This window comes from Pyxidicoccus caerfyrddinensis, assembly GCF_010894405.1.
GTDB classification, from domain to species: Bacteria; Myxococcota; Myxococcia; order Myxococcales; family Myxococcaceae; genus Myxococcus; species Myxococcus caerfyrddinensis.
In genome coordinates this window covers 78,730-98,987 of sequence record NZ_JAAIYA010000029.1, presented here as the reverse complement: position 1 = coordinate 98,987, position 20,258 = coordinate 78,730, and the positions used below count along the sequence as shown (strand labels likewise).

General features: G+C 69.8%; 18 protein-coding genes. 2 read left to right on the top strand and 16 right to left on the bottom strand.

The window, feature by feature from the left end; all coding sequences use genetic code 11:
* Nucleotides 1-17: 17 nt before the first annotated feature.
* From G4D86_RS43715 to G4D86_RS43700, 4 genes are all read right to left on the bottom strand, one after another.
* Nucleotides 18-1,727: a TolB family protein gene (locus G4D86_RS43715; protein WP_205520332.1), complete on the bottom strand. Its 1,710-nt coding sequence runs from the start codon at nucleotides 1,725-1,727 to the stop codon at nucleotides 18-20.
* Between the two features lie 239 nt (nucleotides 1,728-1,966).
* Nucleotides 1,967-2,926: a FecR domain-containing protein gene (locus tag G4D86_RS43710; protein ID WP_240360815.1), complete on the bottom strand. Its 960-nt coding sequence runs from the start codon at nucleotides 2,924-2,926 to the stop codon at nucleotides 1,967-1,969.
* A gap of 37 nt (nucleotides 2,927-2,963) precedes the next feature.
* Nucleotides 2,964-4,811 carry a sensor histidine kinase gene (locus G4D86_RS43705; RefSeq protein ID WP_164000828.1) on the bottom strand — a complete coding sequence of 616 codons (1,848 nt, stop codon included), beginning with the start codon at nucleotides 4,809-4,811 and terminating at the stop codon, nucleotides 2,964-2,966.
* The gene (locus tag G4D86_RS43700; RefSeq protein ID WP_164000826.1) at nucleotides 4,808-8,137 is read right to left on the bottom strand and encodes a response regulator; all 3,330 of its coding nucleotides are present in this window, start codon (nucleotides 8,135-8,137) and stop codon (nucleotides 4,808-4,810) included. Before G4D86_RS43700 ends, G4D86_RS43705 begins: the two co-directional genes overlap by 4 nt.
* 197 nt (nucleotides 8,138-8,334) lie before the next feature.
* Here G4D86_RS43700 and lexA point away from each other — a divergent pair, with 197 nt between their 5' ends.
* Nucleotides 8,335-9,000 (top strand): transcriptional repressor LexA, encoded by a 666-nt coding sequence (gene lexA / locus G4D86_RS43695; protein ID WP_164000824.1) that lies wholly within the window; start codon nucleotides 8,335-8,337, stop codon nucleotides 8,998-9,000.
* Between the two features lie 3 nt (nucleotides 9,001-9,003).
* On the opposite strand, the gene G4D86_RS43690 is transcribed toward lexA, so the two are convergent.
* The 8 genes from G4D86_RS43690 to eno form a co-directional block, all read right to left on the bottom strand.
* A complete protein-coding gene (locus G4D86_RS43690; RefSeq protein WP_164000822.1) occupies nucleotides 9,004-10,173 on the bottom strand; it encodes an MBL fold metallo-hydrolase in 1,170 nt (389 codons plus the stop codon).
* Between the two features lie 79 nt (nucleotides 10,174-10,252).
* Nucleotides 10,253-11,392: a tetratricopeptide repeat protein gene (locus tag G4D86_RS43685; RefSeq protein ID WP_164000820.1), complete on the bottom strand. Its 1,140-nt coding sequence runs from the start codon at nucleotides 11,390-11,392 to the stop codon at nucleotides 10,253-10,255.
* Between the two features lie 14 nt (nucleotides 11,393-11,406).
* Complete coding sequence (locus G4D86_RS43680) at nucleotides 11,407-12,498, bottom strand: hypothetical protein (RefSeq protein ID WP_164000818.1); 1,092 nt, start codon at nucleotides 12,496-12,498, stop codon at nucleotides 11,407-11,409.
* A 122-nt stretch (nucleotides 12,499-12,620) separates the two neighbouring features.
* A complete protein-coding gene (locus G4D86_RS43675) occupies nucleotides 12,621-12,998 on the bottom strand; it encodes a hypothetical protein (RefSeq protein WP_164000816.1) in 378 nt (125 codons plus the stop codon).
* Nucleotides 12,999-13,009: 11 nt separating this feature from the next.
* Nucleotides 13,010-13,216 (bottom strand): hypothetical protein, encoded by a 207-nt coding sequence (locus G4D86_RS43670; protein WP_164000753.1) that lies wholly within the window; start codon nucleotides 13,214-13,216, stop codon nucleotides 13,010-13,012.
* 272 nt (nucleotides 13,217-13,488) lie between these two features.
* Nucleotides 13,489-14,436: a M23 family metallopeptidase gene (locus tag G4D86_RS43665; RefSeq protein WP_164000814.1), complete on the bottom strand. Its 948-nt coding sequence runs from the start codon at nucleotides 14,434-14,436 to the stop codon at nucleotides 13,489-13,491.
* 2 nt (nucleotides 14,437-14,438) lie between these two features.
* A complete protein-coding gene (surE, locus tag G4D86_RS43660) occupies nucleotides 14,439-15,227 on the bottom strand; it encodes a 5'/3'-nucleotidase SurE (RefSeq protein WP_164000812.1) in 789 nt (262 codons plus the stop codon).
* A 4-nt stretch (nucleotides 15,228-15,231) separates the two neighbouring features.
* Entirely contained in the window at nucleotides 15,232-16,530 is a 1,299-nt protein-coding gene (gene eno / locus G4D86_RS43655; RefSeq protein ID WP_164000810.1) for a phosphopyruvate hydratase, read from the bottom strand.
* 79 nt (nucleotides 16,531-16,609) lie between these two features.
* On the opposite strand from eno, the gene G4D86_RS43650 reads away from it, so the two are divergent.
* On the top strand, nucleotides 16,610-17,671 hold the full coding sequence (locus G4D86_RS43650; protein WP_164000808.1) for an ADP-ribosylglycohydrolase family protein: 1,062 nt from the start codon (nucleotides 16,610-16,612) through the stop codon (nucleotides 17,669-17,671).
* Between the two features lie 138 nt (nucleotides 17,672-17,809).
* On the opposite strand, the gene G4D86_RS52370 is transcribed toward G4D86_RS43650, so the two are convergent.
* The 4 genes from G4D86_RS52370 to G4D86_RS43635 form a co-directional block, all read right to left on the bottom strand.
* Nucleotides 17,810-17,986 carry a hypothetical protein gene (locus tag G4D86_RS52370; RefSeq protein ID WP_205520329.1) on the bottom strand — a complete coding sequence of 59 codons (177 nt, stop codon included), beginning with the start codon at nucleotides 17,984-17,986 and terminating at the stop codon, nucleotides 17,810-17,812.
* 379 nt (nucleotides 17,987-18,365) lie between these two features.
* Nucleotides 18,366-18,791 carry a type II toxin-antitoxin system RatA family toxin gene (locus G4D86_RS43645; RefSeq protein WP_164000806.1) on the bottom strand — a complete coding sequence of 142 codons (426 nt, stop codon included), beginning with the start codon at nucleotides 18,789-18,791 and terminating at the stop codon, nucleotides 18,366-18,368.
* A 39-nt stretch (nucleotides 18,792-18,830) separates the two neighbouring features.
* Entirely contained in the window at nucleotides 18,831-19,796 is a 966-nt protein-coding gene (glpX, locus tag G4D86_RS43640; protein ID WP_164000804.1) for a class II fructose-bisphosphatase, read from the bottom strand.
* 30 nt (nucleotides 19,797-19,826) lie between these two features.
* Nucleotides 19,827-20,255 carry an acyl-CoA thioesterase gene (locus G4D86_RS43635; RefSeq protein ID WP_164000802.1) on the bottom strand — a complete coding sequence of 143 codons (429 nt, stop codon included), beginning with the start codon at nucleotides 20,253-20,255 and terminating at the stop codon, nucleotides 19,827-19,829.
* Nucleotides 20,256-20,258: the final 3 nt, after the last annotated feature.

Here is a 20,258-nt window from a genome sequence, read left to right as displayed (position 1 = left end):
TTCAGGCGGCTCCAAGTCTACAGGGCGCGGCCTCCGCGCCGAAGTTCCTTCCGTTGCATCACCACGAACTCGCGCCGGGGCCGCACCAGCCACACCGCCGTCAGCATCAGCCCCATCACCGCCAGCGAGCCGCCACCCGTGCTGCAGCCACCGGCAATCGGCCCCGCGTCACGCACCGTGCCGTCGGGCGTAAAGGTCATGGATGACACCGCCTCCTGCTCGAGCGACACGGGCGAGACGTGCTGCCCGGGGATGACCTGCGCGTCGGGCGCGGGGAGCTCGGACGCAGCGGCCTCGTCCTCGTCCTCGCAGACCGGAGGCATTCCATGGACGCGGACGCGGAACGAACTTCCGGGGTTTCCGGAGATCTGCGCGGTCAGCGTGTTGTGGCCATCCGTGGCCATCACCATGCCCTTGGCGATGAGGGACACGTCCTTGTGGAACTGGTCGGGCGACACCTTCACGTGGCCGTTGAGCCACACCCAGCCGGACGTGGCCGGCGCGCCGCTGAAGCCGTTGTCCACGCAGATCACGCCCACGCCCTTGCCGGTGAACTCGAGCTCGGCGCCGTTGGGGGCGCCGGTGGTCCGCGTCAGCTCCAGCGTGGTCAGCAGCGGCCAGTCCTCCGGCGAGTAGCAGACGTCGATGGGGAGCCGGTCCACCTCCTCGAAGCGCCGGCACGGGCGCTCCGTCGGAAGCTGGAAGGTGAAGGCGTGCACGTTGAAGTCGCCGTTGGCCGGCGACGTCCACACCACGCGCACCGTGCCGTCCTCGGTCATGCTCAGGTCGTTGAGGTTCTCGTTCTCCGACCCGCTCGTCAGCACGTAGAGCGTCTGCGACTTCAAGTCGTAGAGCACGATGTCGAAGTCGCTCTTCTCCGGCGCCTTGCGCTCGAAGGCCACCAGCGAGCCGCTGATGCTCGGGTTGGCGTCCAGCCCCGGCAGCGCCAGGCGCTGCTCGGTGCCGCCGCCCACCGGCTTCCAGTAGATGTCCCGGTCCGACACGCCATCCACGATGCGCGTGCTGGCGTAGACCACCACCTCGCCGTTGGTGTCCGGCTGGGACTCCTCACCCTCGGCGCCGGTGAGCGCCTGCGTGGTGAAGTCGTCACCGTTCCACCGCGCCTCCCAGATGTTGCACGCCTGGCCCTGCGCGTCGCACTTGGCCCAGACCACCGTCTTCCCGTCGGGAGCCACCGCCGGCGTGCGGTCCTGCAGCGTGTCCTGGGTGAGCCGGGTGAGCACGCCCGTGTCCAGATTGAACGCGGCAATCTCCGGCTGCAGCGTGTTGCCGGTGAAGCCGAAGTCCTGCCACGCCACCGTGCGGCCGCCAATCACCGCCGCGCGCCGGCTGCTGCCCTGCTGGGGCGCCAATTCCACCGGCGTGGAGCCCGGGGACACCACGTCGAAGGTGTAGATGGAGCTGGAGGAGCCGACGCGGGTGAACACCACCGTGCCGCCGCTCACGTCCGACACGAAGTCGAAGGCGCCGTTATTGGGGATGGCCGCGTCCTGCTCCGTCGTCAGGTCGTGGTAGCGAATCTCGCTCGTGCCGCGGACCTCGTTCGTATAGGCGACCAGCGGGCCGCTGACGTGAGGGTCCGTCTGGTCCCCCGGCCCTGCGTTGACGACCTTCGGTGTACCGGTGATGGGGCGCGCCTCCATCTGAGCCAAGGCGGGAGACAGCGCGGGGAGCAGCGAGGAAACCAGGGCCAGTGTCCGCAGCATCGGAAACGACCTCCCGGAGAGACCGAGACGACGACCCAAGCCTGCACAAGGCACACGGGATCCGGCATATCCGGTACTGGCTTCCCACGGCGGTCACGGCCGGCCGTACTTCAGGCCCCGCGGCTTTGCGCACCAGGACTTTCGTCCAGGATTGCCCTTGAACAGGAACGACTGCGGAGGAGTCTAGGGAGCCGTTCCACCAGGGGTCAAGGCGATCGGCCGTCTGCCCGCACGGTCCTCTACTGGGAATCGTTGTTTGCTTGATTCCAGATGTCCGGATCCGTCTGCAAAGGGGGCGGCGTGGTGTCGACCACCACGTCCTGCTTGTCCCTTTGTTCAATACGCCCCACTCCGACGGCGCGGACATCCACGGTGTTGCGACCTTCGCGCAGCGCCACCTTGCGCTCGAAGTGGCCCTGGGCGTCCGGCGTCACCGTGACGCCGTCCACCTCCACGCGGCTGCCGGGGTCCGTCTGTCCGCGCACGAGCAGCTCGCGCTCGCGCCGCGTGCGCTCCACCGGCCAGTCCACCTTGAGCAGGAGGCTGCTGGGCACCGTCGCGGGCTCGGACGGCGCCTGGCCGGGGCGGATGACGGCCTGCTGGCCCGCGCGGACGATGACGACCTTGCCCTGCCCGAGCAGCGTCACCTCACCCTCGCGCGTGCCCACCGCCACGGTGCCCTGGCCGTTGTTGCTCATGGTGAAGGCACCGCTCTGCTCGAGGGTGGCCACCGCGTCCGCGTTGGCCGCCTTCACCTCGAAGGTGTGGCGCTGACCGGGCCGGACGACGGCCGTCGCCATGCCCTTGCCGAGGAGGATGCGGGACACCGACTCCGTCAGCGCCTCCACGGAGATTTCGGTGCCGGGGTCCATGCGCACTTCCACGGCCTCGCCGCCGATGAGCATGGCGTACGAGCCGTCCTGGGTGCGCACCTTCTCGTTGCGGCGCAGGGCCGTGCCCACCGCCGCCGGGCGCCAGGTGCCGTCCGAGTGCTGCACCTCCACGGTGCCGGACACCTCGGTAAACTCCAGCTCCAGCGGCTTCTTCTGGGCCGGGGCCGTGACGGCGACGGGCGGAGGCGCGGGCTGCGGAGGAGGAGGCGGCGGCTGGCGCAGGAAGACGAACCACCCCACCGGCAACGCCGCGAGAATCAGCACGAGGCCGACGAGGAACGACGTCTGGCGGCGGGGTTGGGCCATGGGCAGCCTCGCTAGCTATCACAGCCCCCGCGGGGCCTCACGCCTTCGGCACGGTCACCGTGAAACAGGCTCCCTGCCCTGCTTCCGAGCGCACGTCGATGGTGCCCTGCGCCTCCGTCACCACGCGCCACACCACGCTCAGCCCCAACCCCACGTTGGACCACACGTCCTTGGTGGTGAAGAAGGGCTCGAAGATGCGCGGGCGGATGTCCGGGGAGATGCCCTTGCCCGTGTCCTCCACCTCGAAGAAGGCCCGGCCGTCGCGCTCCCCGGTGCGCAGGGTGAGCCGCTTGACGGGCGTCTTCAGCATCGCCGTGCGCGCGTTGGACAGCAGCGCCAGCACCACCTGGGACAGGTGTCCGGGGTCCGCGCGCACGCGGCCCAGCCCCTGCTTCAGCTCGGTGACGAGGGTGATTCCCTCGCTGCGCGTCTGGTGCTCCGTGAGGCTGAGCGCGTCGCGCACGACGGCGTTCAGGTCCACCGGCCGCAGCTCCGCGCGCTCGCGCTGCTGGGAGAAGCGCAGCAGGTTCTGGGTGATTTCCTTGCAGCGCTTGGCGCTCTGCTCGATTTTCTGGAGCGTGCCCAGGTCCGGGTCGGACGCGCCGCGGTCCAGCATCAACAGCTGCACGTTGCCGAGGATGCCGGCCAGCGGATTGTTGATTTCATGCGCCACGCCCGCGCCGAGCTGCCCCACCGCGGCCAGCTTCTGCGCCTCCAGCAGCTGGGCCTGGGCGGCCTTCAAGTCGGTGGTGGCCTCGTCCACGCGGGTGCGCAAGTCGTCGTTCCACCGCATCAGCCGGGCGCGGGCCGACTCCAGCTCGGCGCCCATGCGATTGAACGTCGTGGCCAGCTCGCTCAGCTCGTCCTGGCCGCGCACCGTCACGCGCTTGTCCAGCTCGCCGCGCCCGTAGGCCTCGGCGCCCTCCACCACGTCCGCGAGCCGGCGGTTGAGGCGGCGGGTGAAGAGCGCACCTATCCCGAGCAGCACGATGAACGTCGCGCCGATGGACAGCAGCACCGTGCGCCGCATCGCGCTCACCGGCGCCAGCGCGGTGGCCTCGTCCACCTCCACCACCACGTCGAAGCGCAGGCCCTGCGGCACGCGCGCCACGCTCACCCGGCGCGCGGGAGACTCCACGCGGAAGCTGCGCACGGCGTCCGGCAGCGGCGCGGTGGGCGTGACGAGGTGTGCGGTCAGCTCCGGCGCCAGCACCGTCATCCGCCGCGCCGGCTCGGAGCTGGCCAGCACGCGCCGGTCCTCGTCCACCAGGTCGATGCGCCCCAGGCCTCCGGCCGCGCGGCGTTGCAGCACCGTCTCCAGAGGGGTGAAGACCACCTCCGCCAGCGCGTACGGCGCGCCCTCGCCTTCCGCCAGCTTCACCACCACGGCCACGGCCGCGCGCCCGTCGTCACCATGGACGTACGCGGTGCCCAGCGCCGCCTGGCCCTTGCCGCCGCCGCGCAGCGGCTGCACCGGCACCGAGTGCACCAGCCGCTCCAGCCCGTCGGCCTGGAACGCGGGGTGTCCGTCTAACGCCTGCGCCCGGAAGACGGGCGTGCCCACCGGCCGGCCCTGCGCGTCCAGCTTCAGCACCGCGCTCACCGCCGGGGACTGGCCGTACAAGAGGCGCAGCCCGCCCGCCGTCTCCGCGTCGGTGGCGGTCTGCCAGTCGAACAGCTCCGCCGAGCGGGCCAGCGCGTCCACCACCTCCATCAGCGAGGTGCCCACGGCCTCCGCGGTGGCGCTGGCCTGGGAGCGCTGCTCCGCGTCGATGCGGGCGGCCAGCTCGGCCTCGGCGCGCGAAAGCAACAGGAAGCCCACCGCGGCGAGGGGAAGCACCGTCGCGGCCAGCATGAAGAGGACGAGCTGTTGGTAGAGCCTCATCCGGCCACGGAGCGTACCACCCGCTCCCTGTCGCTGCGCAGGAAGACGGAGCCGGCAATCGCCTTGGCCCGCTTCTTCATGTCCGCCGCGCGCCGCGCCAGCTCCGCGTGGTCCTGCGAGCCGTCCGTCATCACCGCCACCACGGACACGCTCATGATGGGGAAGTGCCGCTTCTCCCCGAAGCGGTCCTCCGCCTCGATGTGCCCGCGTTCCCGGTCCTGACGGTCGTAGTAGAGCGGAATGATTCTGTCGAAGGTCTCAATGGCCTTCTGGCAGATGCGGTCCACCGACTCCGTGGAGGTGATGAACACGAAGTCGTCACCGGCCACGTGGCCCAGGAAGTCTCCGGGCGCGCCCTCCTGAGCGAAGATTTCGCGCATCAGGTCGCCCGTCTGGCGCACGACGCCGTCCGCCTTCGCGAAGCCGTAGTAGTCGTTGTAGGCCTTGAGGTTGTCCAGGTCGAGGTAGCAGAAGGCGAACGGCCGCCGCGCCACCAGGCGCCGCTGCACCTCGCGCTCAATCGCGGTGGAGCCCGGCAGCTGCGTGGTGGGCGACGCGGACAGCTCCTGCTCCTTGCGCCGCATCACGCTCTCCACGCGCGCACCCAGCTCCAGCGCGTCGAAGGGCTTGGTGAGGTAGTCGTCGCCACCCAGCTTGAGGGCGCGCACCTTGGAGGACGTCTCCGCGCGCGCGGAGATGAAGATGACGGAGATATGGCCACTGGCACGCTCGGCCTTGATCTCCTCCAGGAAGACGAAGCCGTCTCCGTCCGGCAGCGTCACGTCCAGCAGGACGACGTCCGGCCGGCGCTCGCGCAGGGAGCGGCGTCCCTCTTCGATGGAGCCCGCGGTGGCCACGTCGAAGCCGATGTTCTCCAGCACCTCGCGGCAGATGGCGGCAATCTTCGCGTCGTCGTCCACCACCAGCACGCGCCCGTGGGCGGGGCCCGAGCGGCCGCGCACCAGCGAGTCCACCGTGGCCAGCAGCTTGTCCGACGCCAGCGGGCGCACCAGGAAGGCGTCCGCTCCGGCGCGGAAGGCGCGCTGCCGCTCGTCGAAGGCGGACGTCACCAGCAGCGGCGCGCGGCGCGTCTCCGGGTCATGCCGGAGGATCTCCGCCAGCCGCAGCCCGTCCACGTCCGGCAGCCGCACGGAGACGAGCAGCATGTCCGGGTGGTAGGTGCGCGCGGAGGCCAGGCCCTCCTCGGCGTTGAAGGCCAGCCGCACGTCGTAGCCACGCCCCATCATCAGGGCCTTGGCGATGTAGCCCACCTCGGGCTCGCCCTCGATGACCAGCACCCGGCCCCGGCTCTCCTTGCGGCGCGGCTGCACCTGCACGCTGTCCGGCCCGTCGTCGCCCCGCAGCTCGGGCGGCGGCTCGGTGGGCAGCACTGCCATGAAGCGCACGCCGTCCGGACAGGGCTCGCACCAGATGCGGCCGCCGTGGGCCTCCACGATGTTGCGGCAGATGGCCAGGCCCAGGCCGGTGCCGCGCACGGTGCGGTTGGCCTTGGTGCGCGCCTGCTCGAAGCGGTCGAAGATGCGCTCCAGGCTCTCCTCGGCGATGGGGTCTCCGCTGTTCCAGCAGGAAATCACCACGTAGCCCGGCAGGCTGGAGGTGGCGTGCAATTCCACCCGCACGTCGCCGCCCTCCGGGGTGAACTTCACCGCGTTGTTGAGCAGGTTGTTGAGGACCTGGTTCAGGCGGTTCGGGTCGGCCATGGCCCGCAGCGGGTGCCGCGGGAGAATCGACTTCACGAGGATGCGCTTCTCGCCGAAGGCCGGCTGGTACTTCTCCACCACCCGCTGAATCACCTCGTCGAGGTACGCCACCTCGAAGTTCATCCGCAGCCGACCCTTGGCGAACTTCGACAAGTCCAGCAGGTCGTCGACGATGGAGTTGAGCTTCTCGGTGGAGTCCTTCGCCAGCGACAGGTAGCGGCGCTGCCGCTCGTTGATGTCGCCGGCCATGAAGTTGAGCACCAGGTCCAGCGCGCCGGACATGGACGTGAGCGGCGTGCGCAGCTCGTGGCTCACCATGGAGACGAACTCGTCCTTGCGCTCCTCCAGGCTCTTCTGCTCGGTGATGTCGCGCAGCACCACGCACACGCCGCGCAGCGTGCCGCGCGCGTCGCTCACCGGCGTGACAGTGACCTGCACGTGGCGGTCGTCGAGCTTCACCTCTTCGCGCAGCACCTGGTTGCCGCTGTACTCCCAGCCGCGCACCAGGTGGAAGGGCTGGAAGCCCAGCCGCTCCTCCATCATCCGCGTGGTGTGGGCCTCCGTGTCGTCCTCCGCCTGGAGCAGGCGGCGCGCGGCGGGGTTCATCACCACGATGTCGTTCTTCTCGTCGGTGAGGACCACGCCGTCCGCCATGGACTCCACCATCCGCTCCATGCGGTGGCGGGCTTCCTCCTCCGCCGAGCGCAGGGACTGGATGGCGTCCGCCGTCTGGTTGGCGAGCACGTCCAGCAGCACGCCGTCGTCCTCGGTGAAGGCGTCCGGCTTCTGGCTGAACAGCGACAGCATGCCCACCGGGCGCCCGCCGGCCACCAGATTCACGGTGAGCTGGCTGGGGTAGACGGTGGTGGCCCCGGCGTCCTTCGTGGTGGTGCCGGCCACGCGGGTGATGACGCGGTCCTCCGGCAACAGCAGGCCGCTGCTCTTGCGGTACGCGCCGAGCATGGACTCCTTCACACCCAGCAGCGCCTCCTCGCCCACCGTGCCGTGGCAGCGCAGCCGCAGCGTGACGCTGCCCGACGAGTCCGGGGCGATGAGCGCCGCGCCGCAGTCGTACGGCAGCACCCGCGCCACGGCGATGAGCACGCGGTCGATGATGTTGTCGTAGCTGGCCGGGTCATTCGCGGAGGCGCGGCTCACCTCGTAGAGGACGAAGAGGGCCTCCACGCGCTGGTGGAGCTGGCGGATGAGCCGCTCCTTGTCGCGCCGCAGCTGCGTGAACTCCACCGCGTTCTTCACGGTGATGATCAGGTCGTTCACGTCCCACGGCTTGGTGATGTACCGGTACACCTGGCCGCGGTTGATGGCCGCGATGATGTCCTCCGGGTCCGTGTACCCGGTGAGCAGCAGCGCGGTGACATCGAAGCCCTCCGCGCGCACCGTTGCGACCAGCTCGATGCCCGACATCTCTGGCATGCGCTGGTCCGTGATGAGCACGTCCACCGTCTCGCGCCGGAGGATTTCGAGCGCCGCCGTCCCGTTGGACGCGGTCAGGACGCGATACCGGCGCTGGAACATCCGCGTGAGGATGTCCAGGACGTCGGCCTCGTCATCGACGAACAGGAGCGTGTGGCGGGGCTCGGACAAAGCGGGCGGAATTGTACGCAGAGTTCGCCGTCCTGCCTCAAGTTGTGAGAAACCCGACCGTTCAGCACGCACGGAGGGTGCGCGGGGGGCCGCTGAACGAATTGACTCTACACGCATGTTCAGGGAGAGTGGATACTGAAAGCCTGTTGCCTGGACGTCCGTGCCCCTGCAAGGACGACAGCCGAGGGAGGGAGCGCATGGAAGAGCTCACGGACCGCCAGCGCGAGATTCTCAGCTTCATCGTCAAGGAGACGGAGACGCGGGGCTTCCCGCCGACCATTCGCGAAATCGGCGAGCAGATGGACATCCGCTCGACCAACGGAGTGAACGACCACCTCAAGGCACTGGAGCGCAAGGGCTACCTGAACCGGGGCGAGCAGCAGAGCCGCTCGCTGGTTCCCACCAAGCGGGCGCGGCTGGCGCTCGGCCTGGGGCAGAAGAAGGAAGCCGGCATGGTGGAGGTGCCCCTGCTGGGCAAGGTCGCCGCCGGCGCGCCCCTGCTCGCGCAGGAGCACATGGAGGACTCGGTCAAGATCGACAGCTTCCTGCTCGGGGGTGTGAATGGCCGCGAGGTCTTCGCCCTGCGCGTGAAGGGGCAGTCGATGATTGACGACGGCATCCACGACGGCGACTACCTCTTCGTGAAGAAGACGCCGTCGGCGCAGCCGGGCGAAATCGTCGTGGCCCTCATCGAGGACGAGGCCACGGTGAAGCGCTACTACCCGGAAGGGGATCGCATCCGCTTCCAGCCGGCCAACGCCACCATGCAGCCCATCTACGTGAGCCGCGCGGACTTCCGGTCCACGATGATTCTGGGCCAGGTGGTGGGCGTGTACCGCAAGCTGCAGGGCGGGCGCGTCTAGGCGTCAGTCCAGCTTCGTGGAGACGATGGGGTCCTGGTCGGCCGTGTGCCACGGCAATGCGGGCCACCAGGGCGCCAGGGCCGGAGACGCCTCCGGCTCGACGCTCTCCCCCGGCTTCGGAACGAGCACGCGCTGACCGGACTTCCCGGCGGCGGCGAGCACGCGCTCCATCGGCTCCGTCCAGCCGTGGGGCGCGAGGCTGAACAGCCCCCAGTGCACGGGCAGGAGCACGCGCCCTCGCAGCTGCTGGTGGGCGAGCACCGCCTGCTCGGGGCCGATGTGCCAGTCCGGCCAGGCGCTGTGGTACTGGCCCACCTCGATGAGCGTGACGTCGAAGGGCCCCAGGCGGGCGCCGATGTCCTTCATCGCGGGGAACAGCCCCGTGTCCCCCGAGTAGTACGCGCGGTGCTTCGGGCCTAGCAGCGCGAAGCCGGACCACAGAGTGGCGTCCTTGTCGATGCCCGTCCGCCCCGAGGCGTGACGTGACGGCGTGCAGACGATGTCGAGGCCGGCCACCTGCGTGCGCTCCCACCAGTCCAGCTCGACGATGCGCGCGACCGGCACGCCCCAGGACTCGAGGTGCGCGCCGACGCCGAGCGGGACGATGAAGGTGGTGTCCCAGTCCTTCATGGCCACGACGGTGCGGTGGTCCAGGTGGTCGTAGTGGTCATGGGAGATGACCACGGCGTCGATTTTCGGCAGTGCCTCCAGCGCGACGGGCGGCGCGTACCACCGACTGGGCCCGACCCAGGTCAGCGGCGAGGCCCGGTCGCTCCAGATGGGGTCCGTGAGCACACGGGCGCCGTCCACCTCGATGAGCGCCGAGGAGTGTCCGAACCAGGTGACGCGCAGGCCCGTGGCCGGGGGCGTCTCCCAGAGGCGCGGGTCGACGGGGGCGGTGGCGAGCGGCAGCTGGGTGGGGCTCGCGACGGGGCTCGCGTTGAACATGGCCGAGATGGAGCGCCCGAAGTCGTTGAAGAGCGGCTGCGGGTTCTCGAAGTGGCCGTCCTGCCACTGCGGGGAGTGCTCCATCCGCTCACGGCGCGCGCCCTCGGCACGGCCACCGAAGGCCGTCCAGGCGCTGGCGAGGGTGCCGAGCAGCACGAGGGCCACCAGCGCCCCCGTCCATCGGGCCGCGCGGGCAAGGCCGCGCCGAAGATTCGAGGGCTTCACGGGTGGTTCTCCTGGGGCACGGACTTCACGGGCCGTCCGAATAACGTCGAGCCGGGCCAGGCGCCGCGTGTCGTGCGGCTCACGGACACTTCTTCACACCGGCATCGGCCGAGGTGGCGCGAGCGCACGCGGCCTGGAGCACGGCGGCGTCCTTCAGCTCACGTGCGAGGCGGGCGGTGGTGAGCTGCAGCTCGGCGTCCTTCACGTGCTCCTGCTCGGCGCTGAGGCTGGCGAGGATGCGCAGTGCGTCCGGCTTGCGGTCCAGCTCCGCGAGCAGGTCGGCCAGCTCGCGCAGCTCGCGGGTGTCCTTGCCGGAGACGGACTCCAGGGCCGCGTTCAGCTCGTCCAGCGCGCCCGCACGGTCCTGCATGGCGAGGTGGATGCGCGCGAGCGCCACATGCACGACGGCGCGGTTCTTGATTTTGAGCGACTCCTTGTACGCGGCGATGGCGTCACCGGGCTTGTCCAGCCGCATGTGGATTTCCCCCACGAGCTCCCAGAGCGTCGGGTCCGTGCGCGAGCGGCTCGCGGCGTCCTTGTAGGCCGAGGCGGCCTCGGGGAGCTTGCCGGCGCGGACGAGCGCATCGCCCAGCGTGGACAGCACCTCGGTCGTGCGCACGCCCTCGCCCACCGCGCGGTTCGCGAGCGCCAGCACCTCGTCGTTCTTCCCCTGCTGCATGAGCACGTCCAGCGCGCGCATCATGAGCAGGGACTTCATCTCACCGGACGCGGCGTTGGCGGCGAGGGTGAAGTGGCGCACGGCCTCGTCCTTCTCGCCCTGCTTGAGGTGCAGCTCGCCGAGGGACTCGAGCGCGTTGTAGTCGTTCGGGTAGAGGGCGATGGCCTTGCGCAGGGAGCTCTGGGCCTCGGGCACCTTGCCGAGCTGAGCCTGGATGAAGCCCAGGCGGCTCCAGTTGGTGGAGCGCTTGGGGTCGAGCTTGATGGCCGCCTCGAACTCGGCGGAGGCCTCGTTGATGCGCCCCATGGAGAGGTAGACCTCGCCCCGTGCGGCGGGCAGGCGCGGATCGTTCGGGAGGATTTGCTTCATCGCCTCGAAGGAGGCGAGGGAGGCCTCGAACTGTCCCTGGAGGTACTCGGCGGTGCCCTTGAGGTAGAGCCCCTCGGCGTGGTCCTTGGGGTTGACGCGCGGAGGGCCTTCGTCACACGCGGCGGCGGCGAGCAGGACGAGCAGGGGCAGGACGCGCAGGCGCGGGGACATGGAGGCTCCGACTCTCAGAAGTGGTAGGCGATGCCCGCGTTGAGGTCCAGGTTGAGGCCGTCACCGAGCTTGGACTCGGCGAGGCCCATCACCGCCTGCGCGACGTTGGTGCCGACCTCGAGCTGGACGCCCACGTGGCCGGCGATGAGGTACTCGAGGCCCCCGAAGCCGACGACGGTGGGCAGAGGGCCGGTGGACTGGAAGATTCCGAAGTCGCCGAAGGACAGCTGCACACCCAGGCCGAAGCCCCAGTAGGGGCGGAGGGGCTTCGCCACGTTGTGGTAGTGGCGGAGGCCCACGAGGCTGGGGAGGACGTTGAGTCCGCCCTTGGCGCCCTCGGTGTTGGAGCGCACGTAGGTGAAGCCAATCTGCGCGAAGCCGACCCACTCGGGGTGGAACCAGTAGCCGATTTCCAGGTCGCCGCCGGGGTTGAGGGTGGCGAGGTTGTCGATGAAGTTGTTGTTGATGCGCAGGCCGAGCACGAAGCCGCCGCCGCCCGTCCTGGGGCCGCCCAGAAGGGGGCGGCCCGAGGCTGTGGCCTCCGGAGTGACGAGCGCGGCGAGCAGCTCGTCGGCGACGGCCTCGGCGGTGCGCAGGAGGGTGTCGGCCTCGGGGGCCTCGGCGCGGGGCTTGGCGAGGCTGCGTCCGCCGATGGTGTCCACGAGGCTGGCGGTGAGGAGGTACTGGTCGCCGAAGCGGTCCAGGCGGCCGGTGATGATGTAGCGGGCGCCGGTGATGGTGGACAGCTCCTGGAGGCACGCGCCACGGTCGCAGGACTTGATGCCGAGGAGCTGCCGCTGGCGCTCGGCGTCGAGCACGGTCTCGATGTCGCGCTGGGAGAGGACGCGCAGGCGCGGGGACTCGGCGAGGCGCGAGGCGATGAGGGAGGTGACGCCGGGCGCGGAGTCACGGGCGGACTCGTTGGACTCGAGCGTCAGCACCGCGACGACGAGGGCTTCCTCTTCGGGCTTCGGCGCGGGAGCGGGGGCCGGGGCCTCGCTGGCGGGCGCGGGCGCGGCACTGCTCTCGGCGGACGGAGTCTGCGCACGAGCGACCGTGGTCAGGAGGAAGGCGAGGGAGACAAGCAGCGGGAGGGAGCGCGGCACGGCGCGAGACTCTACCCCTACCCGGGCCTCCCACGGAGAGGGAGGTGGCGGGCGACAGCCGGTACCCGAGAATCGCTGGGCAGGCTGGCTGCCGTCCGCACGCCCACGCGCCCCACTCCACGCTATTCAGGTGGGGGCAGTTCTTCGGGGAGCGGGGTTCGAAGAAACTCCCACCGGTTGGGCAGTCTCACGACGGTGAAGCCCTCACCCGCGATGCTCACGAGCGCGCCGTCCGGAGCAACTCCGCTCGCAAGCCAGGCGTCGGCCTCTGCCCGGGACGTGAACGACTGAGCGACGAGTGCCGCGCTGGTAGCGGGAGCGAAGTACTTCCGGAAGTACGCTCGGTACTCATCCAGCTTCTGGTTCTCCCGAAGATAGACGAGCGCCCCGGCTGCGATGTGGAGGGCCTCGTCCTCCGGAGAGCCCTCCGGGTACTTCTCATTGATGGTGCCGATGATGCGGATGATGGCATCCACATCGAAGTCCGGGTCGTAGGCCATCTTCCCACCTGTCACAGCGCAAGCGGCACCAGGAGCAGCGCACCGCTGCCTCCTGTAGCCACGATGAAGGCGACACCCGCAACGATGACGACAGTGCCGACTGCGACTTCGGCCTTGTGCTCCCCCAACCACGAGAGCGCCCTGTCTACATCCGGGAACTCCAGGGTGTGACGAGGCCTGTTCCGCTCCGCTTCCTCCTGCTCCTGGACGCACTTCACGTAATCCTCCCGGCAGGTCCGGGTGCAATAGGCGTGGTGCCACCCATCTCCCTTCCGATGGGGATACGGCGGAGTCGAGTTCCAGCACTTGTCGAAACACTGGATCTGCTCTTGATGGCAATCCCGAGCGCCAGAGCCGCCGACTCCCTGTGCATCCTCGGAGATGACATAGGTCCGCGCATGCACCGGACGCTGCGCGTGGCCACAAGCCGTGCAGAGCGCCAGCATGGTCAGCAGTGCCCATCTCCTCACGTGAGCTCCATTTCCTGGCCTCAGGAGGACGGCATGGGGCCGAGGTAGTCGAGCGGGTCCATCGGCTTGCCGTCGAGGCGGACCTCGAAGTGCAAGTGCGGCCCGGACGTCTTCCCGGACTCGCCCACCGTGGCAATCACCTGCCCCGGAAGCACCCGCTGCCCCGTGCGCACGCGCAAGTCACGGTTGTGCGCGTACAGCGTAATCAGCCGGTTCGAGTGCTCGACGATGACGATGTTGCCGTAGCCGCGCTGCTCGCCCGCGTAGAGCACCGTGCCCTCCTGCGCGGTCTTCACAGGGCTCCCCGCGGGCGCGGCCAGGTCGATGCCGTCGTGCGGCTCCTTGCCCTTCTTCCCGAAGCGCCCGTACAGCACGCCCTTCAGCGGCCAGTCCAACATGCCCTGCGTGGCCAGACGCGGCCGCGAGCCCACGCCCGGACGCGACGCCGGCCGCGACGGCGGCTCCTCGCGGCGCGCCACCACCGGCACACTGCGCCGGGGCCCGCCTTCCGAGGACGTCCGCACCGGCTCCGAGTCCGCCTCGGCCAGCGCCTCGTGCGCCTCCGCCGGGGCACTCCGCTCCACCCCGGGAACGGTCAACTCCTGCCCCACCGCGAGCGTCCACGGCGCCTTGATGCCGTTGGCCGACCCCAATTCCTCCACCGTGAGGCCGTACGTCTTCGCGATGCGGTACATCGTCTCGCCCGCCGCCACGCGGTGGCGCACGGACACCAGCTCCGGCTCCGCGTGCGCGGACCTCAGGGCGAACGGAAACGCGCCACCCTTCCCCGTGGACACCGTCCCCGAGGACGACCCGGCGGGCGCCGCGCCCTTCACGTCATCCGCCGGGGCCCACGCCGTGTCCGGACCGGGTGCGGCCGCCCGGGTTCCCGCGCAGCCGGCGAACAGCACGGCCACGAGGAACACCCGGAGCGCCCCACCCGCTCGGCTGGACACGGTGGACTTCAACGCTAGGCACCATCCGGTTCGTGCCGGTCGAAGCCCTCGAGCCGCCACCCCGCCAGGTCCGCCATGCGCCCGTGGTCCGTCAGCTCGAAGTGCAGCGGCGTCACGGAGATGCGCCGGTCCAGGTGCACCGCATTGCAGTCACTGCCCGGGATGTCCTCGTGCTGGTACTCGCTGCCGCCAATCCAGTAGTACTTGCGGCCACGAGGGTCCACCTTCTCCACCACCTCGTACCCGTAGGTGTGCCGGCCCTGACGCGTGACGACATACCCGTCCGGCTCCACGCCTCCGGGGATGTTCACGTTGAGGAGCATTCTCGGCGGCAGCGGACGCGCGAGCGCGCTCGCCACCAGCGAGCGGGCGAAGCGGGCCGCCGGACCGAAGTCGAACTGCCCCCGGGCCACGAGGCTGAAGGCGATGGCGGGCACCCCGAGGATGGCCCCTTCCATCGCCGCCGCCACCGTGCCGGAGTACATGACGTCTTCGGCCAGATTCGCGCCGTGGTTGATGCCGGAAACCATGAGAGCCGGGCGATCATCCTTCAGGAGGTGGTTGATCGCCAGATAAGCGCTGTCCGCCGGGGTGCCGTCGATGGCGAACCACCGCTCGCGCACCTCCTTGATGCGCAGCGGCCGGTGCAGGGAGATGGCGTGCGAGGCGGCGCTCTGCTCGCGGTCGGGCGCCACCACCCACACCTCGCCCAGCGGTGTCACGGCGTCCACGAGGGCCTTGAGGCCCTCGGAGAAGTAGCCGTCGTCGTTGGAGACGAGGATGCGCGGTTGCTTGTCGCTCACGGGCTCACTTCTTCTGTGCCAGGGAGCGGAACACCGAGCGGCCGGCGTAGCGGGCGGACGCACCCAGCTCCTGCTCGATGCGCAAGAGCTGGTTGTACTTGGCGATGCGGTCCGAGCGCGACGCCGAGCCCGTCTTGATCTGCCCGCAGTCCAGCGCCACGGCCAGGTCGGCGATGGTGGTGTCCTCCGTCTCGCCGGAGCGGTGGCTCATCACCGACGTGTAGCCCGCCTTGTGCGCCATGCGCACGGCGTCGAACGTCTCCGTCAGCGAGCCAATCTGGTTCACCTTCACCAGGATGGAGTTGGCCACGCCGGTCTCGATGCCACGCCCCAGCCGCTCCACGTTGGTGACGAAGAGGTCGTCGCCCACCAGCTGCAGCTTGTGGCCCAGCGCGTCGGTGAGCTTCTTCCAGCCGTCCCAGTCATCCTCCGCCATGCCGTCTTCGATGGAGATGATGGGGTAGCGCTCGGACAGGCCGCGGTAGTAGTCGAGCATCCCGGACGAGTCGAACTCCTTGCCCTCGCCCTTGAGCTTGTACTTCTTCGAGCCCTTGTCGAAGAACTCGCTGGCCGCCACGTCCAGCGCGAGGAACAGCTGCTCGCCCGCCTTGAAGCCCGCGGCGTCGATGGCCTCCATGATGAGCTTGAGGGCCTCCTCGTTGGCCGGCAGGTCCGGGGCATAGCCGCCCTCGTCGCCCACGCCGGTGGCCAGCTTGCGGCCCTTGAGAATCTTCTTCAGCGCGTGGAACACCTCCGCGCCCCAGCGCAGCCCTTCCGCGAACGTCGTGGCGCCCGCGGGCACCACCATGAACTCCTGCACGTCCACGCGGGTGTCCGCGTGCGCGCCGCCGTTGAGGATGTTCATCAGCGGCACCGGCAGGGTGCGGGCCTGCGCGCCGCCCACGTACCGGTACAGCGGCATGCCGTGCGCGTCCGCCGCGGCGCGGGCGCAGGCCATGGACACCGCGAGGATGGCGTTGGCGCCCAGCTTGCCCTTGGTGGGCGTGCCGTCCAGCTCCAGCATCTTCTCGTCCACGGCGAACTGGTCCGCCGCGTCCATGCCCACCAGGGCCGGGGCCAGCACGTCCATGACGTTCTTCACGGCCTTGCGCACGCCCTTGCCCAGGTAGCGGCCCTTGTCGCCGTCACGCAGTTCAATGGCTTCGTGCTCGCCGGTGGATGCCCCGGAGGGCACCGCCGCGCGGCCGCGCGAGCCGCCCGTCAGGTGGACCTCGGCCTCCACGGTGGGGTTGCCACGGGAGTCGAGCACTTCACGCGCAAGAATCTGAGCAATCTCGGTCATAGGCGGGCGTTTCTAGAAGAGGGCTCCCGAGCGGGCAAGCATGCTCGCATCCGTCACTGCTACAGTGTCCACCCGTCGAATGCCGCCCAACCGCCGCAATGCCCCCAAGGGGCCTGATCCCCTCCTTGCCCAGCGACGCCGGGGAGCGCTGCTGGGCCTGGCCGTGGGCAACGCCCTCTCCGTGCCCACCGCGCACCGCCCCCTCATGGCGGTCTCCTTCCCCACACCCGCCGAGGGCCCCTACGTCAAGCTGATGGGTGGGGGGCCGCACGAGCTGCGCAAGGGCCAGGTGACGGAAGAGGTACAGCTGGCGGCCTGTCTCGGGCACAGCCTCAGGGACATGAGGCGCTATGACGCCGCGGACGCGCTCCGCCGCTACCGCGCCTGGCAGCCCCACACCTTCGACGTCAGCGAGCCGATGAAGGACGTGCTGGAGGAATGTCAGCAGGGCCTGCCGCTGGGCGCCGGCCGCCGCGTGTGGCTGCGCGCCTACCGCCAGCCCGCGGGCGCGGGCAGCCTGGCACGCACCGCGCCCCTCGGCGTGTACCTGGCGGGCGACACCGCCGCGCGCACCCAGGCCTCGCTGGAGGACTCCGCCCTCACCCACTTCGACCCACGCTGCCAGCTCGCCTGCGCCGCCTTCAACGCCGCCCTGGCGCGCGCCGTCACCAGCGGCGCGGAGCTCAAGCCCGAGGACCTCCTCGTCGCCGCGGAGTCCGGCCTGCTCGTGGCCGGCGCCGCGCTCGGGCGCTCCGCCAGCGACTACGTGCAGGAGGTGACACACGCCTCCGCCCTCCTCCGCGAGGACCTGGTGCTGGCCCGCCAGGAGGACCCGTGCCTCTACGGCCCGGAATTGCACCTGCACCGGCCGCTGCACGCCGTGCGCGTCGCCTTCCGGCTGGCCTTCTGGGAGTTGCTCCACGCCCCGAGCGCCGAGGCCGCGCTGCTGGACGTCGTCCACCGCGGGGGCGACACGGAGGCCCACGCCGCGATTACCGGTGCGCTGGTGGGCGCCTTCCACGGCGAGGAGGCGCTCCCCGCCGACTGGCGCAAGGGCGTGCTGGAGGCGCTGTCCACCGTGAAGGGCCCCCTCTGGGACGTGTACCACCCGAGGCACCTGCTGGCGCTCGCCGCGGTGTGAGGGGGCCGGGCCCGCAAGGGCCGGGCGCCAGTTCCCCAGCCCCTGGATGTGCGAAGCCCGCGGGGGGCTGTCCTCTGGGGAGGACTCCCACCGCGGGCTCGGTGACACACGTCGCGGCCGCCGGGCCGCGCGTTGGAATCAGGACAGCAGGTCGATGACTACCACGCCCCGCTGCGGCTTCTCGTCCTCGGTCTCCGTGCGGCGCCGGGGGCGGTCGTCGGGAGCGGGCAGCGGCAGCTCCACCACCGGCCTCTCATGGTCCTCCCGGCGGCGCTCACGTCGCTTGATTTCTTCGATGATGAAGGCGTCGAGCATGGGTCTTCCGTCTCCCTCAGCCTACGTACCCCGATGTACGCCCGCCGTCCCGCCCCAATACCACTTCCACCAATCTCAGATGCAAATTAAGAACCCCGGTTCCACAACGGGTACGTTGCAGCCATCTCGCACGGTTGCTCGTCCGCCACCCGACATCCAAGCCAGGGCAACCGTGGCGCAAATGTCAGGGAGGCCGAAATACCGCCTGGGACGATGTTCATTCTAATGCCCTCGAATTGGCCCGCAAGCGGTCCAACCCGTGGGCAGACCCGCAGCATTCGGGGCGGCAAGGCACCCACCCTCGGGGGCCGCCTGCCCGCCTGCTCCTGGCGGGCATGACGGCTTGCGTCAGACGTCTTTGGGGACCTGGGAGGGGTCCTCAGGCACCCTCGGCGCGGCGCTTGAAGGCCTCCAGCATCTTGGGGAGCGAGGTGTCCACCAGGGCGTTGACGACGGCCTTGGGCACCAGCAGGCCCAGGGCCATCTCCACGTTGTAGGTGGCGCGCGTCTTGCCCTCGCCCTCGGGCTCCAGCACCCAGCTGCCCTTGTTGTCCTTCATCATCTCACCCTCGATGAAGGACCAGGCCATGCGGCGGGGGCGCTCCTCGGTGACGCGGATGGAGTAGCGAATCGTCTTCACCACGTCGACCTTGTAGTGGAGCTCCAGCGTGTTGCCCTGCCGGTTGGCGGCGCGGACCTCCTTCACCTCCGGCAGGAACTCCGGGTAGCGGTCGTACTGGGTGATGACGTCGAAGACCTTCTCGACGGGAGCGTTGATGACGATGGTCCGCGTGGCGCCAGGCATGGGTGACTCCGTCTCCGGGAAGCGGCGTGAGGGAACGGCCTAGAAAGCGTACCCCGGCTTCTTGTCGAACTTGTGCACGGACTGGATGAAGCGAACGGTGCCCGTCTTGCTGCGCATGACCACCGAGTGCGTCTCGCAGCCGCCGCCGAAGAAGCGCACGCCCTTGAGGAAGTCACCGGTGGTGACGCCGGAGGCGGCGAACATCACCTCGCCCTTCGCCAGCTCCTCGGCCGTGTAGATCTTGGACATGTCGCTGATGCCCATCTTCTTCGCGCGCTCGATTTCCTCCTGGTTGCGGGGGACGAGGCGGCCCTGCATGTCGCCACCGGTGGCGCGGATGGCGGCCGCGGCAATGACGCCCTCGGGAGCGCCGCCGATGCCCATCAGCACCTCCACGCCGGTGTTGTCGAAGCAGGTGGCGATGGCGCCGGCCACGTCACCGTCCTCGATGAGGCGGATGCGGGCGCCCGCGGCGCGGACCTCCTTGATGAGGTCGGCGTGCCGCTCGCGGTCCAGCACCACGACGGTGAGGTCCTCGACGTAGACCTTCATCTTCTCCGCGATGTTGCGGAGGTTCTCCGTGGGGGACTTGCGCAGGTCGATGGAGCCGCGGGCGCGGGGGCCCACCGCGATCTTCTCCATGTACGTGTCGGGCGCGTTGAGCAGACCGCCCTTGCCGGCCATGGCGACCACGGAGATGGAGCCCGGGCGGCCGTAGGCGCACAGGTTGGTGCCCTCGAGCGGGTCCAGGGCGATGTCCACCTCGGGAGCGCCCTCGCCGCGCTTGCCCACCTTCTCGCCGATGTAGAGCATGGGCGCCTCGTCGCGCTCGCCCTCGCCGATGACGACGGTGCCGTCGATCTGCAGCGCGTCGAAGGCCTTGCGCATGGCGTCCACGGCGGCCTGGTCGGACTCGTTCTTGTTGCCGCGGCCCATCAGTCGCGCGGAGGCGATGGCCGCCATCTCGGTGACGCGCACGACCTCCATTGCCAGGTTGCGATCCATGTGTGTGCTCCTTGAGTGTCCCTGAAGGGTTCAGGTGGAAGTGGAGGAGCCCGGCTCGGGCTCCGAGGGTTTCAGCAGTCGGACGATGGCTTCCGGCATCCGCACCGGCTTGCCGTCTCGCCCCACGCAGGCATGCAGGGTACGGCCAGTGCACAGCAGCGTGCGTGGCTCGCCGTCGCGGAAAAGCTCGTAGGTGAACACGATGGACGCGCGGCGCAACTCGCTCACCGTGACGCGGATGACAATCAGGTCCTCGTAACGGGCGGGGGCGCGGTACTGGCAGCTCGCCTCCGCGACGGGCAACTGCGTGCCGGAGCGCTCCAGCTCGGAATAGCTGCCGCCCTTCGCACGGAAGTACTCGCTGCGGGCGAACTCGAAGTAGCGGAAATAGTTCGCGTAGTAGACGACACCCATCTGATCGGTGTCGCCGTAGATGACGCGAAGCCGGGCCTCGACCATGAA

Excerpts from the sequence above, each read along its gene's own strand:
- G4D86_RS43715 (WP_205520332.1), bottom strand. The coding sequence starts at position 1,727 with ATGCTGCGGACACTGGCCCTGGTTTCCTCGCTGCTCCCCGCGCTGTCT.
- G4D86_RS43710 (WP_240360815.1), bottom strand. The coding sequence starts at position 2,926 with ATGGCCCAACCCCGCCGCCAGACGTCGTTCCTCGTCGGCCTCGTGCTG.
- G4D86_RS43705 (WP_164000828.1), bottom strand. The coding sequence starts at position 4,811 with ATGAGGCTCTACCAACAGCTCGTCCTCTTCATGCTGGCCGCGACGGTG.
- lexA (WP_164000824.1), top strand. The coding sequence starts at position 8,335 with ATGGAAGAGCTCACGGACCGCCAGCGCGAGATTCTCAGCTTCATCGTC.
- G4D86_RS43685 (WP_164000820.1), bottom strand. The coding sequence starts at position 11,392 with ATGTCCCCGCGCCTGCGCGTCCTGCCCCTGCTCGTCCTGCTCGCCGCC.
- G4D86_RS43675 (WP_164000816.1), bottom strand. The coding sequence starts at position 12,998 with ATGGCCTACGACCCGGACTTCGATGTGGATGCCATCATCCGCATCATC.
- eno (WP_164000810.1), bottom strand. The coding sequence starts at position 16,530 with ATGACCGAGATTGCTCAGATTCTTGCGCGTGAAGTGCTCGACTCCCGT.
- G4D86_RS43650 (WP_164000808.1), top strand. The coding sequence starts at position 16,610 with ATGCCGCCCAACCGCCGCAATGCCCCCAAGGGGCCTGATCCCCTCCTT.
- G4D86_RS52370 (WP_205520329.1), bottom strand. The coding sequence starts at position 17,986 with ATGCTCGACGCCTTCATCATCGAAGAAATCAAGCGACGTGAGCGCCGC.
- G4D86_RS43645 (WP_164000806.1), bottom strand. The coding sequence starts at position 18,791 with ATGCCTGGCGCCACGCGGACCATCGTCATCAACGCTCCCGTCGAGAAG.
- glpX (WP_164000804.1), bottom strand. The coding sequence starts at position 19,796 with ATGGATCGCAACCTGGCAATGGAGGTCGTGCGCGTCACCGAGATGGCG.
- G4D86_RS43635 (WP_164000802.1), bottom strand. The coding sequence starts at position 20,255 with ATGGTCGAGGCCCGGCTTCGCGTCATCTACGGCGACACCGATCAGATG.